The sequence below is a fragment of the Vibrio chagasii genome, from assembly GCF_024347355.1.
Lineage (GTDB): Bacteria > Pseudomonadota > Gammaproteobacteria > Enterobacterales > Vibrionaceae > Vibrio > Vibrio chagasii.
In genome coordinates this window covers 3,374,455-3,388,317 of sequence record NZ_AP025465.1, presented here as the reverse complement: position 1 = coordinate 3,388,317, position 13,863 = coordinate 3,374,455, and the positions used below count along the sequence as shown (strand labels likewise).

At 46.6% G+C, this 13,863-nt stretch carries 12 protein-coding genes; 1 reads left to right on the top strand and 11 read right to left on the bottom strand.

Features of this window, described 5'->3' with window-relative positions; all coding sequences use genetic code 11:
• Positions 1-44: 44 nt before the first annotated feature.
• From ilvA to ilvG, 5 genes are read right to left on the bottom strand one after another with little or no spacing between them, the layout of a single operon-like run.
• Positions 45-1,589, bottom strand: a complete 1,545-nt coding sequence (gene ilvA, locus OCV52_RS15690) for a threonine ammonia-lyase, biosynthetic (RefSeq protein ID WP_102426595.1) — start codon at positions 1,587-1,589, stop codon at positions 45-47.
• A gap of 3 nt (positions 1,590-1,592) precedes the next feature.
• Complete coding sequence (gene ilvD / locus OCV52_RS15685) at positions 1,593-3,434, bottom strand: dihydroxy-acid dehydratase (protein WP_137407563.1); 1,842 nt, start codon at positions 3,432-3,434, stop codon at positions 1,593-1,595.
• Positions 3,435-3,467: 33 nt separating this feature from the next.
• Positions 3,468-4,421, bottom strand: coding sequence for a branched-chain amino acid transaminase (locus OCV52_RS15680; RefSeq protein ID WP_137407562.1), 954 nt, complete (start codon positions 4,419-4,421; stop codon positions 3,468-3,470).
• Between the two features lie 12 nt (positions 4,422-4,433).
• Entirely contained in the window at positions 4,434-4,718 is a 285-nt protein-coding gene (gene ilvM / locus OCV52_RS15675) for an acetolactate synthase 2 small subunit (protein WP_004739310.1), read from the bottom strand.
• 1 nt (position 4,719) lies between these two features.
• Positions 4,720-6,366, bottom strand: coding sequence for an acetolactate synthase 2 catalytic subunit (gene ilvG, locus OCV52_RS15670; protein ID WP_137407561.1), 1,647 nt, complete (start codon positions 6,364-6,366; stop codon positions 4,720-4,722).
• 472 nt (positions 6,367-6,838) lie between these two features.
• On the opposite strand from ilvG, the gene OCV52_RS15665 reads away from it, so the two are divergent.
• Complete coding sequence (locus OCV52_RS15665) at positions 6,839-8,362, top strand: YifB family Mg chelatase-like AAA ATPase (protein WP_137407560.1); 1,524 nt, start codon at positions 6,839-6,841, stop codon at positions 8,360-8,362.
• A gap of 66 nt (positions 8,363-8,428) precedes the next feature.
• Here the strand turns inward: OCV52_RS15665 and OCV52_RS15660 are convergent, their stop codons facing one another.
• The 6 genes from OCV52_RS15660 to OCV52_RS15635 all read right to left on the bottom strand — a co-directional run bounded on the left by OCV52_RS15660 (position 8,429) and on the right by OCV52_RS15635 (position 13,607).
• Positions 8,429-9,382, bottom strand: a complete 954-nt coding sequence (locus OCV52_RS15660) for a DUF2860 domain-containing protein (RefSeq protein ID WP_137407559.1) — start codon at positions 9,380-9,382, stop codon at positions 8,429-8,431.
• A 210-nt stretch (positions 9,383-9,592) separates the two neighbouring features.
• On the bottom strand, positions 9,593-10,192 hold the full coding sequence (locus tag OCV52_RS15655) for a thiol:disulfide interchange protein DsbA/DsbL (RefSeq protein ID WP_004739316.1): 600 nt from the start codon (positions 10,190-10,192) through the stop codon (positions 9,593-9,595).
• A gap of 55 nt (positions 10,193-10,247) precedes the next feature.
• Positions 10,248-11,234 carry a serine/threonine protein kinase gene (locus tag OCV52_RS15650; RefSeq protein WP_137407583.1) on the bottom strand — a complete coding sequence of 329 codons (987 nt, stop codon included), beginning with the start codon at positions 11,232-11,234 and terminating at the stop codon, positions 10,248-10,250.
• Positions 11,235-11,305: 71 nt separating this feature from the next.
• Positions 11,306-12,724, bottom strand: coding sequence for a cytochrome c oxidase accessory protein CcoG (gene ccoG, locus OCV52_RS15645; protein ID WP_137407558.1), 1,419 nt, complete (start codon positions 12,722-12,724; stop codon positions 11,306-11,308).
• Between the two features lie 321 nt (positions 12,725-13,045).
• Entirely contained in the window at positions 13,046-13,309 is a 264-nt protein-coding gene (locus OCV52_RS15640) for a YihD family protein (RefSeq protein ID WP_137407557.1), read from the bottom strand.
• A gap of 130 nt (positions 13,310-13,439) precedes the next feature.
• Complete coding sequence (locus OCV52_RS15635; protein ID WP_170222445.1) at positions 13,440-13,607, bottom strand: hypothetical protein; 168 nt, start codon at positions 13,605-13,607, stop codon at positions 13,440-13,442.
• Positions 13,608-13,863: the final 256 nt, after the last annotated feature.

The following is a 13,863-nucleotide window of genomic DNA, read 5'->3' as shown; positions in this document are numbered from 1 at the left end:
AAAGAGCGAGTGAAAACTCGCTCTTTTGTTTCGGTAGATCTCTCTTATGACAAGAAAAACTTGTAAGAAGGGTTATCAGTTTCATCTTTACACTGGTAACCAAGCTCTCTGAGGTGAGTAGAGAACTGAGCCAAATCATCATCATCCAGTTCGAATCCACACAATACACGGCCGTAATCAGCGCCGTGGTTACGGTAGTTGAACAGGCTGATATTCCAATGGGTACCTAAGGTATCAAGGAACTTAATCAATGCACCTGGATATTCTGGAAACTCAAAGCTGTACAAGCGCTCTTTCAATGGTTTTGATGGTTTGCCACCAATCATGTAACGAATGTGCAGTTTTGCCATCTCATCATCAGACAGATCGACGACTGGATAGCCACCTTCACGCAGGTCGTTGATGATGTGATCGAGTTCTTCTTGTCCACCATTGAGACGTACACCGACGAAGATGTTCGCTAGGCTGTCGTCGTTATGACGGTAGTTAAACTCAGTCACAGCACGGCCGCCAATGATATTACAGAACTCTAGGAAGGCACCTTGTCGCTCAGGAATAGTAACCGCAAGCAGACCTTCGCGCTTCTCACCCAGCTCACAACGTTCAGACACATAGCGCAGACCATGGAAGTTGGTGTTGGCACCAGACAGTACCGTTGCCAGTTGCTTACCTTGCAGTTGGTTTTGCTCGGCAAACTTCTTCAATCCTGCCAGAGCAAGCGCACCAGAAGGCTCGGCAATCGCACGAGTATCTTCGAAGATGTCTTTCACTGCAGAGCAGATCTCATCGCTAGACACGGCAATGTGACCATCGATGTACTGCTGACACAGACGGAATGTCTCTTCACCAATACGCTTAACCGCAACGCCATCGGCAAACATGCTGACTTGATCCAGTACTACTGGCTCACCAGCATCTAACGCTGCTTTCAAGCAAGATGAATCTTCGGGTTCAACCGCGATGACTTTAATCTCAGGCATCAGCTGCTTAACCAGCACTGCAACACCAGCAGCCAAACCACCACCACCGACAGGCACAAAGATGTAGTCCATATGACCATTTTGCTGAAGCATCTCCATACCCATGGTGCCTTGTCCTGCTATCACCAATGGGTGATCGAAAGGAGGCACAAAGGTGTAGCCATGTTCAGCAGAAAGGCGTTCTGCTTCAGCCTTCGCTTCATCAAAGTTGCTGCCGTGCAGAACCACGTTACCACCAAAGCCACGTACCGCATCAACCTTGATGTCTGGTGTGGTTTTTGGCATCACAATCGTGGTTTGAATACCAAGCTTAGAACCGGACAGCGCCATACCTTGAGCATGGTTACCTGCCGATGCGGCAATCACACCTGCGGCTTTCTGTTGCTCTGAAAGGCTTGATACCATGTTGTAGGCACCACGTAGCTTGAACGAGTGGACCGGCTGACGGTCTTCGCGCTTCAGCTGAACCTGATTACCAATACGAGCGCTTAAGCGGGGCATCTCTTGTAGAGGTGTCACGATTGCTGCTTCGTAAACTGGCGCTCTCAGGATCTGACGCAGATAATCTGCGCCAGTTTGTTTTTGGGGACTGACCGTGTCATCACTCATAGATTAGCCCTCAAGCTTCGACTTATCACGCACCGCGCCTTTATCAGCACTGGTTGCCATGCTTGCGTAAGCTTTTAGTGCGAATGATACTTCACGTTGACGGTTTGCTGGTTTCCAGCCTAGTGCATCTTGCTTAACACGACGTGCTTCTAGCTCAGCTTCAGGCACATCAAGTGTGATCGAACGGCTAGGGATATCGATAGTGATGATGTCGCCATCTTGAACTAGGCCGATAGTACCGCCACTTGCTGCTTCTGGAGAAGCGTGACCGATAGATAGACCCGATGTACCACCAGAGAAACGACCATCCGTTAGTAGTGCACAAGACTTACCTAAGCCCATCGATTTTAGGTAAGTCGTTGGGTAAAGCATCTCTTGCATGCCCGGACCACCTTTAGGGCCTTCGTAACGGATAACAACCACTTCACCCGCTTTTACTTTACCGCCTAAGATGCCTTCTACGGCTGTGTCTTGGCTTTCAAATACGATAGCAGGACCTTGGAATTTCAGGTTCTCTTCATCAACACCGGCTGTCTTAACGATACAACCGTCAACGGCAATGTTGCCTGAAAGTACCGCTAGGCCACCTTCTTGGCTGAATGCATTCTCTTTAGTGCGGATACAACCTTCTTTACGGTCGTCATCAAGGCGATCCCAACGGCAATCTTGTGAGAAGGCTTTGGTAGTACGAATACCTGCTGGGCCAGCGCGGAAGAACTTAAGTACCGCTTCGTCTTCTGTCTGCATGATGTCGTATTGAGCTAGCTGCTCTTGCATGCTTAGGCCAAGCACAGTGCGAGTTTGGTTGTTCAGTAGGCCAGCGCGGTCTAGTTCACCTAGGATCGCCATTACACCACCTGCGCGGTGAACGTCTTCCATGTGATATTTCGGTGTTGAAGGAGCCACTTTACATAGGTGTGGAACACGGCGAGACATCTCGTCGATATCACCCATATCAAAGTCGACTTCACCCTCTTGAGCCGCTGCCAATAGGTGAAGAACGGTATTACTTGAACCACCCATTGCGATATCTAGAGCCATCGCATTTTCAAAGGCTGCGCGGTTCGCGATATTGCGAGGCAGTGCTGATTCGTCGTCTTGCTCGTAGTAACGCTTAGTCAGGTCAACGATACGCTTACCTGCATTGATGAACAGCTCTTCACGGTCAGCGTGGGTTGCTAGCATAGAACCGTTACCTGGCTGAGATAGACCAAGTGCTTCAGTTAGACAGTTCATTGAGTTAGCTGTGAACATGCCTGAACATGAACCACATGTTGGACATGCAGAGCGCTCTACTTGCTCACTTTGTTCATCTGAAATTGTTGGATCGGCACCTTGGATCATCGCATCAACAAGGTCTAGCTTGATGATTTGATCGGAAAGCTTGGTTTTACCTGCTTCCATTGGGCCGCCTGATACAAAGATCACTGGGATGTTTAGGCGCATAGCTGCCATCATCATTCCCGGAGTGATTTTGTCACAGTTAGAGATACATACCATCGCGTCCGCACAGTGAGCATTAACCATGTACTCTACTGAGTCTGCGATAAGCTCACGTGATGGCAGTGAGTACAGCATGCCGCCGTGACCCATTGCGATACCATCATCAACCGCGATAGTGTTGAATTCTTTAGCGATACCGCCCGCTTTCTCGATTTCACCCGCAACCAATTGCCCCATATCTTTAAGGTGAACGTGGCCTGGTACGAATTGAGTGAAAGAGTTTACAACTGCGATGATTGGCTTACCGAAATCATCATCTTTAACGCCAGTTGCACGCCATAAAGCGCGCGCACCAGCCATGTTGCGTCCGTGGGTAGTCGTTGCTGAACGATAGATTGGCATTGCTTAAATCCTTATAAAATATTTGGCTGTTGCTTACTGATTGTCTGAAGTTTGGTTTTCTGGGTAAACATAGTCTAGCCAGCCCCACTTATCTTCAGTGGTACCATTGAAGAGACCAAAGTAAGCCGCTTGAACTTTTTCAGTGATAGGACCGCGTTTGCCTTCACCTACTGTAATTTTGTCTACGCTGCGAACCGGAACAATTTCCGCTGCGGTACCTGTCATGAAGACTTCGTCGGCAAGGTATAGCGCTTCACGAGCAATGTTCTCTTCACGGATCTCATAACCCATGTCTTTTGCTAGCGTCATGATTGAATCACGCGTGATGCCCGGCAGAATTGCACTGGTCGCTGGTGGTGTGGATAGCACGCCATTGCGCACTACAAAGATGTTCTCACCCGCACCTTCAGACAGATAACCATCGACACTGAGAGCGATACCTTCATCGTAACCATGACGACGTGCTTCACCACCAACCAGTAGTGAAGATAGGTAGTTACCCCCCGCTTTCGCAGCCGTTGGGATGGTGTTTGGAGCTGCACGGTTCCAGCTTGAGATCATCGCATCTACGCCATTTTCTAGCGCTTCTTCACCTAGGTAAGAGCCCCAAGGGAAAGCGGCGATGATAAGGTCCATCTCAGTATTTTCTGGAGGACATACACCCAAACCCACGTTACCAACAAAGCCTAGAGGGCGGATATACGCTGACTCTAGTTTGTTTTGACGTAGTGTTTCGCGAGTTGCTTCCATAATTTCTTCCTCAGTGTAAGGAATCGGGAAGCGGTAGATTTTTGCTGAGTCTTTTAGGCGCTTTGCGTGCTCTGGGTGACGGAAGATGACCGGACCTTTTGGCGTGTCGTAGCAACGTACACCTTCAAACACTGAAGTACCGTAGTGCATAGCGTGGGTTAAGACGTGAACGTTCGCCTCTGCCCAAGGAACCATTTCACCGTTAAACCAAATATAGTCTGCCGTTTTTGCTGTCATGTGTGCGGTTCCTTATGCACTTATCTTTTGTTGTAAGTTGTTGTTTGGCAATTCATTACGACTGATAGAGATAACGTCAACGGTACGTACATCCCACAGTTTTTCGATTTGATTGACCAAGAAGGAAATCGGACGTTCACTGTCGACAATGATTTCAACGCTAGCGATCTTGCTTTCATGGTTCTGAGTGCCGGCTACTTGTTTAACGATAAAGCCACGGTGACGAATAACACGAAGAACACGCTCTAGTAGTACTGGCTTATCATCGGCTTTGATGTCTAATAGGTATCTTTTCATGTTATGTGTTCTCCAACATATCACTGTTTGAAGCACCTGGCGGTACTAGTGGCCATACGTTCTCTTCTTCATCGATAAGAACATGAAGTAGGTAAGCCGTCTTGCTCTCTAACATCTCTTTTAGAGCGGGCTCTACTTCTTCTTTACGAGTGATGGTTTTGCCCGGGATATCGAAGGCTTTCGCTAACATCACGAAGTCAGGGTTGTCATCTAAGATGGTTTCACTGTGGCGACCATCAAAGAACAGCGATTGCCATTGGCGAACCATGCCCAAGCGAGAGTTGTTTAGCAGTACCATCTTCACTGGGATTTGGCGGCGTTTTAGCGTACCCAGCTCTTGCACGTTCATCATGAACGAGCCATCACCAGAGATAAGAATAGATTGGTCATCAGGACGGCCAACCGAAGCACCCATCGCGGCTGGTAAACCAAAGCCCATAGTGCCTAGACCAGCAGAGGTGATGAAGTTTTGTGGATCGCGAGGTTGAATATGCTGTGCAGCCCACATCTGGTGTTGGCCCACATCGGTTGAAACGATAGAGCTTGCAGGCATCATGTCTGACAGTTGCTTTAACAGCAGTGGAGCAAAGATCAGATCGCCTGGGTGGTCATAGCGCCACTTGAATGAGCTGCGTAGGCCTTCTGAGTGATGAACCCAAGAGGAGATGTCTTGGCTCAATTCAAGTTGAGGCATGATCTTGTTGATGTCGCCACGAATTGGCGCATCGGCAAGACGCAGTTTACTGAACTCAGCCGCATCGATGTCGATATGGATAACTTTCGCGTGTGGTGCAAAGGTATCAAGCTTGCCAGTTACTCGGTCATCAAAACGAGCACCAACAACGATCAGTAAGTCACTCTCTTGAACCACTAGGTTAGCGGCTTTGGTGCCGTGCATACCAAGCATACCAAGGTAGTGCGGGTCGTCACGCTCAATAGTACCTAAGCCTTTCAATGTGCTAACTGCTGGCATTGGGTTAAGGCGCAAAAACTCGCGAACGGCATCGGTCGCTTTTGCTAATTGAACGCCACCACCTACGTATAAAACAGGGCGGGTAGCTTGAGATAAGAAGTGCTGCGCCTGCTCAATAGCATCAGTCGTTGCTACCGGAATTGCAGGGGGAGTAAATTCAGGAAGAGTGGTTACCGGAGCTTCAGCCAGTTGAACATCTTTGGCGATATCAACGATAACTGGGCCAGGTCGGCCCGATTTCGCGACCACAAACGCTTCGGCTAGTGTTGGAGCTAGCTCTTCAATGTCGGTAACTAGGTAGCTGTGTTTAGTACATGATAGAGACATACCAATCACATCCATCTCTTGGAATGCATCGGTACCGATGTGGGAACTTGCTACCTGACCTGTGATAGCGACCAGTGGAATAGAGTCCATAAAGGCATCGGCTAGGCCTGTTACTAAGTTAGTAGCACCTGGACCTGAGGTTGCCATACATACTGCCACATCTTGTGTTGCACGAGCCATACCGATCGCAGCCATGGCCGCGCCTTGCTCATGGCGACATAAGATGTGCTCAACTCCGCCGTCATAAAGTGCATCGTAGATTGGCATGATGGCACCGCCTGGGTAGCCAAATACGGTCTCAATTCCTTGCTGCTTTAGTGCGGATACAACTAGTTCTGCGCCTTTCATCGGAATTCTCCCGTATTACCTTTATTTTGGTAACTTTTTCCTTTGTCTCTGCACATCTTGTGCTCCCATTCTTCCTGTAAATCGGCAAAGCCGAAAATGTTCAAAAATATAAAATTCGAACCTATAAATTAGAAAAAACCCCCGGACTTGTCAGTGCGGGGGTTTTTTCTAATTCGTGGTTACTTTTTTCCCACTCGCCCCCGCGCAGTCTCAATAATGACTACGATAATCAGGTTAATCAGTGCGTAAATGCGAGCGTTAAAGTTCATATAATTCGAGTTTTCTTGTTTATTCTGTTCAGTAAATGTCTACATCTCTAGTGTTATCACACAAATCTGTCGCATGACAAGGAAAATGTCATTCTTTTTTCACATTAAAACACCATTCCACCAAGCTATATAACAATCTTATTGCTTTGGTGCGCAACGAATATCCAGAGCGAATACTTTTAAATCAAAGAGAAAGGAAACTTATGGGACTCGCGATAATTCATAGTCGGGCTAGTGTGGGGGTTGAGGCGCCAGAAGTGACGGTTGAGGTGCATATTAGTAACGGAATGCCCGGTTTCACGCTGGTGGGCTTACCTGAGACAACGGTTAAAGAGTCCAAGGATAGAGTCAGAAGTGCCATCATTAATTCTCGCTTTGAGTTTCCATCGAAAAGAATCACGGTCAACCTTGCTCCTGCGGATTTGCCCAAAGAGGGAGGTCGTTTTGATTTGCCAATCGCGCTTGGGATTTTGGTCGCCTCTGATCAGTTACCCACATCAAAAATAGCGCAGCATGAATTTATTGGTGAGTTGGCACTGTCTGGAGAGCTGCGTTCAGTGAAAGGAGTACTACCAGCGACATTGGCTGCGGACAGTGTCGAGCGCTGTTTGGTTGTACCGCATCACAATGGCGATCAGGCGGCCCTAGTGGGTAAGGGGGCCCATAAGTCGGCTCAAACCCTGTTAGAAGTTTGTGCGGATATTTGTGGACAGGCTCAATTGGGGTTGTATCGCACTGAGCAACATCAAGTCGATGTATCTGAGCTTCGCGACTTGCAAGACATCATTGGTCAACAACAAGGTAAGCGAGCGTTGGAGATAGCAGCGGCGGGTAACCATAACTTACTTTTTCTCGGGCCTCCCGGAACGGGCAAGACCATGTTGGCGTCTCGTCTGCGTGATTTGTTACCTGACATGAGTGATGACGAAGCGATGGAAACGGCATCGGTCGCCTCTTTGACTCAACAAGAGATTAATCAGTACAACTGGAAGCAACGTCCTTTTCGTGCTCCACATCATTCGAGTTCAATGGCGGCACTGGTAGGTGGTGGCTCTGTACCTCGGCCCGGCGAGATCTCTTTGGCGCATAATGGCCTACTGTTTCTTGATGAGATGCCCGAGTTTGAGCGCAAGGTGCTCGATTCATTGCGAGAACCACTGGAGTCGGGTGAAATCATAATCTCGCGGGTGGCAGGCAAAACTCGCTTTCCTGCGCGCTTCCAATTAATCGGAGCATTGAACCCTAGCCCGACTGGTTACTATGAGGGTAATCAAGCACGCGCTAACCCGCAGATTATATTGCGCTACCTCAATCGGCTATCAGGTCCGTTGCTTGATCGGTTTGATATGTCTCTAGAGATCCCACTTCTGCCTAAAGGAACGCTCGCTGAAGGTGGTGATCGCGGCGAAACCACCCAAGTCGTGAAGCAAAGGGTTAAACAGGCTCGTCAAACCATGTTGTCTAGGAACCATAAATCGAATGCACTGCTCGGTAGTCGAGAAATTGAAAAGTACTGTCCACTGCGACGCGAAGATGCGGAGTTTCTCGAGACAGCGCTGCATCGTTTAGGGTTGTCGATTCGTGCCTATCACCGAATCATCAAGGTCGCACGCACCATCGCTGATTTGGACGGTCATGAACAGATAGAAAAGAAACACTTATCGGAAGCACTTGGTTACCGCGCGATGGATAGGTTGTTGAAGCAACTTACGGCACAAGCTGTGTAGTGAAAAGCAGAAAAAAGCCTGCATAGATGCAGGCTTTGGTTTGATAGTTTATCTGTGTTGGTTGGATTAGAACTTGTAGTTCAAGCCAACTGAAACGATGTATTGAGACTCATCATAGAAGGTAATGTTCGAGTCGCTTGTGCCGTAACCTGCAAGGGAGACGAACGACCAGTTTTCCCAATCCATGAATTGATCATATTCATATGCGGCGAATAGGTTGATGTTGTCATCACTGCGCTTCTTTTGGAAAGTCATGCTGCTTGCATCGTAAGAGCGCTGATTGTAACCCGCTGTTAGTGCGTATTGGTGACGACCCATACCACCAAACAAGCTAACCTCACCACCGAACTGTTCGAACGATGCCGCATCGCCTTCTGCGTCACTGGATTGATAAATTAAAGACGGCACTAACATCATGGTGCTGCTGATAGGTTGGCGATACTGACCTTTTATGTAGAAGGTATCGGCATCGCGTTTTAGCGCGTCTTCAACTAAATCGCTTTTCACATCTTTGGTCGCATAAGCCATATCCAGTGAGAACGCAGAGCCAGCAATACTCTCTAGTTTTAGGCGGAACGCATTTCCGGTTTCATCGGTTTTACTGCGAGATGAGCTCGTGTTGTATGGATCAGCCCAAGTTTCACCAGACATTATCGTCGGCAGAATGGATGCGTCAATCACCATGCCAGAATTAAGCTGGTATTTATAACCTAACTCAAGCACTACAGTACCCGTTGCCACGTCATCACGTGCAGTACCAGTATAAACCTGATGGTTTAGCGTTTCACCAAAGGTATAAGCAATGTGGCCGAGAGGTGAAACTAAAAATGAGCTATCAGACGAAGCTTTTTGATTGGTTGAGGAGATCTTACTGTCAGCGTCGGTATTAAAGTTTGAGGTCGAAGATGTGACACCTGTGTTGATAGAGATTTCACCACTGAAGCCTTGCTCATCAGCAAGCTTGGCAAATGCGGGCGCAGCGGCAACACTAAGCGCTAATAATGTATATTTGATTTTCATTCAGAGGCTCCTTGCCCCAGTGATTGGTAGCAATAAATCGATATTGATAAAAAGCTGTAGAAAACAATAACGCTTAAAAGTTCACTTTATCGTGTGTCTTATAAGTTTTGACTGAACCGTGTCCCCAAACAATATTTTTGTGAGAGATAACTAAAAAGTGCCTGGTGCAAAAAAGGAAGCCAAAGCTTCCTTAATTTGGATTTTGATTTTTTACTTTTTCAGTAAGAAGTTAACCAATTCGAAGTATTCATCTAGGCCGTTGATGCCTTGTGCTTCTACTAGGTAACGATTATTTACTATAACGGCAGGAACACCAGAAAGGCCGCTATCTTTGAATGCTTTATCAAAGCGACGAACCATGGAATCTACTGCAAAGCCGTTGTAAGCCGCATCAAACTTCTTCGCATCAATCCCTTCATCTATAAAGATTTGACGCAGTTCTGCTTCATCGCGTGGTGGCTTGCGCATATTGTGAATGCGGTTAAACATCACTGGTACCATTTTGTCTTCGACTTTTAGTGCAATCATAGTCGCGTAAGCTTTGCTCATTGGCAGGCCCATCTTGCCACCCATGAATGAAACATGGTTTTTCTGCAGCGTAGCGTCTTTCGGTAACTGCTGTTTTAGCTGCTGGATGATAGGTTCAAAGCTATTACAGTGTGGGCAGTAGAACGAGAAGAATTCAGTTACCATAGGTTTCTTTGATGCTTTTAGATCAAGAACTTTATAGTGCTCACCTTCGTTAAATTTCGCAGCGTGAGCTGACAGGCTCAACATGATCAATGAGAAAAATGCGAATAGCTTTTTCATTTATTCAATCTCCATTATGTTTGAATTTTTATCTAGTTATATGTTGCGATTGCGGTTACCACTGAGGCATTAACGAAAGTGGTGGCTCTTGCAGGGTAGCAATTTGTTCTTTACAAGCAAGTACTTGTTGCTCCCAATATTTAGGGTCATTGAACCATGGGAAGGCCAACGGAAACGCTGGGTCGTCCCATCGCTTAGCTAACCATGCCATGTAATGCACCATACGTAGACCGCGCAGGGGCTCAATTAGTTTCAGTTGTGAGCTATTAAAATCGCAAAACTCTTGGTAATTCTCTAGCAGAATATCCAGTTGCATCAGCTTATCTTGGCGTTCACCATTGAGCAGCATCCATAGGTCTTGGACGGCTGGGCCGTTACGTGCATCATCGAGATCGACGAACATTGGTCCATCGCGCCATAAGATATTACCTGGGTGGCAATCACCATGCAGGCGGATGTTCTCAACGTTGTTCGGCCATTGACTCTCTAACTCTTTGATCAGCAAGTCGATGTCGTTAAAGAAGGCGCTCTCTAGATGCATCGGGATAAACTGAGAGTTTTCTAATATCTTACGTGGTTGATGCAGATATTCATTTAGGCTGATCGTCGGACGATGCTGAAAGGTTTTCGCTGCACTCGCCTTATGAATTCTGCCAAGGAAACGGCCAACGCCTTCTAATTGCTCCAGATTATCCACTTCATACTGTCTGCCACCGACGCTCTCAAATAGCGCGAACAGGTAGCCTTGATACTCATGCAAGGTAGCACCATTGATACGCATTGGAGGCGCGATGGGAATTTCTTGGTCGATGAGCTCCAGTGCGAAGTCATGTTCTTCTTGGATCTGTGCTTTGTTCCAGCGCTGAGGGCGATAAAACTTAACGACGTAGCGTTTACGGTCTTCATCGGTGAATTGATAGACCCGGTTTTCGTAGCTGTTCAGAGCAAGGAGCCCGGACTCAGCTCGTACCCCAATGCTCTCCAGTGCGTACCACATGAAGTCGGGGGTCAGGTTATCAAAGTTAAAGGCTTGCATCGTCATATAATAAAAAAGGCTCATTACTGAGCCTTTTTCCATTTATTAGGTGTTATACCAATCGTGTGTGATTAGTATCAGAGCTTCTTGATAAAGCGGCTTTCTACTTCCATCGTAAACTCTTCATTATCCGAGAGTATAAACTGAATTGTCGAAACAGGTGAGCTCAGTTTCTCAGGATCGGCACCTAGACTGATAGGTAGGTTCAAAACCTCGCCCGGAGCAACCGTCACAGTCTGCTTGCCGTACCAAATTGCACCTGGTAATCCGTTGACTTCGAGCTTGTACTCTTGTTCTTGTTGAGTCTTATTGATCACTTTGAGGGTATAGGTGTTTTCAACTAGCCCTTGAGTGTTGACTCTGAACAGTTGGTTTCTATCACGCAGAACGCTTAATCCTGCTGGGTCGACGCTAGCGATTTGTACAAAGAACAAGCCAAGCATAAGAACAAGTATTGCACCATAGCCCAATAACTTAGGACGCATTACTTTAGTCGATCGTCCTTCAAGCCTATGCTCCGTAGTGTAGTTAATCAGTCCTTTGTCATAGCCCATACGCTCCATGGTCTTGTCACAAGCATCAATACACGCACCACAGTTAATACATTCGTATTGCAGGCCGTCACGGATATCAATGCCCGTCGGACACACTTGCACACACAAGTTACAGTCAATACAGTCGCCAAGACCAAGCGCTTTTGGATCCGCCTTGCGAGAACGAGGTCCACGGTTCTCACCACGCTTGTTATCGTAGCCTACGATAAAGGTGTCTTTATCAAACATCGCAGATTGGAAGCGAGCATAAGGACACATGTGCAGACACACAATCGAACGCATCCAACCAGCGTTGGCATAAGTACAGCCTGCAAAGAACAGCACCCAGAACACAGGCCAGAACGATGAATTAAAGGTAAAGAAGCCAACCACCAGCTCTTTGATTGGAATGAAGTAACCGACAAAGGTTAAACCGGTCGCAATCGCAATCGCCCACCACGCAATGTGTTTGAGGGTTTTTCTGACCATTAGATTGGTGGTCAGTTTGCCGGAATCTTGTTTTCTTCGCTTATTGGCAGCACCTTCCAGTTTCTCTTCGAACCAGATGTACATGAAGGTCCACACGGTTTGTGGGCACAGGTAGCCACACCATACGCGGCCCAAAAAGGTGGTGATAAAGAACAGGCCAAATGCGGCAATCATGAATAAGATTGCGAGTAGGGTCAGATCTTGCGGGTATAGAGTGGTGCCAAAGAAGTTGAACTGTTGGCTACCAATATCGAGCAAGATTGCTTGTCGCTCACCAAATGGAATCCATGGGATCAGCGCAAAAAGTAAAAGTAAGAACCAACCACCGTAGCGGCGTAATTGTTGGAATTTACCTTTGCTTTCTCGAACATAGATTCGGTTACTTGGGTTAAATCGATCTCCATTACCTTTATGTGTCTTAGGATTAAAGGTTTTAGGAGTCACATCTTTGATATCGATTTTATCCTGACTCATGGACTATCCTTTTGGTGGCTATACCCTTCTTCGAGAGTATTGACGACATTGCTTTAAAAATATGATGTTAGAGGATCTAAGCTTAAGTTTGGTGCAAGGCTGAAAGAGCACTCACTCTTATATTTTAGAAGATCCTTATGGGTGGCGATTATAGCGACAATCTTGTTCTCATTTCTTTAACGCAATCAACCTTTAACAACAAAAGTCATAACAGTTGTGACGAAAAAATAGCGAACAGAAACAAAAAAGCGACCGAGTGGTCGCTTTTTTAAATTGAGCTATTTATCTATAACGCAATGGCGTTTTAACACACAGAGGTGATTAAAGTAGGCCACGCGCTTTTAGGATTGCGGTTTTGAAATCGTCTTCTTGGTCTTTTTTAAGGCCAGGAATCATTTCATCTTTTTCGCTGTTGCGCATTTTCAGATGGTAGATAAGTACATCATCAGTCAGGTCTGCAAGCTTGCCATCGTAGCCTGCTTCTTTTGACAGCTTAATGATGAACTCTAATAAGTTAAGCTCTTGATCTTTCTGCCACTCTGGCTCCATCAGTTCAAGCAGTTCTTCTATGCGGTGACACTTCATACATTATTCTCCACAAATTTTATAATGATTTGTGGTTAAGGTATCAAATCGGTTAAGGAATACCAATGTGTAAACGCATTTCCAGAGTATGTCGGGCAAGAAAAAAGCGCAGTAAAAACTGCGCTTTTTGTTAAGCGGCTTTAATTACTTTTGTTGTAGTCGGTGCTAATAAAGCAGTCTTCTCAACTAAAGTCATTGTAGGAGCCAATTTCTTTGCCATTGGAGCAGCAACAAAGCCACTACGACGACGCATCGCACTACGGTTGGTGTGCGAGAACCTGACAGCTGTTGGGCGCATTAATTTACCTAACGGTCAGGCATATCCATTGCCAATCTAATGGCCTGATTCACTATGAGATCCGCCTCAATTGCTTGAAGAGTCACTCGTCTGGCTTCCGCCAATCCGAATAATAAATCAGGATAATGATATGCATGCATATCGGGTATTAGATTATCACTATCTCAGTTATCGATCGACGCTTGAGTGATAAATAGACGATATTAGAGTTAAAATTGTGTGAGCAGTATATTTGAGTTTGAACCTCTTTCAGGCT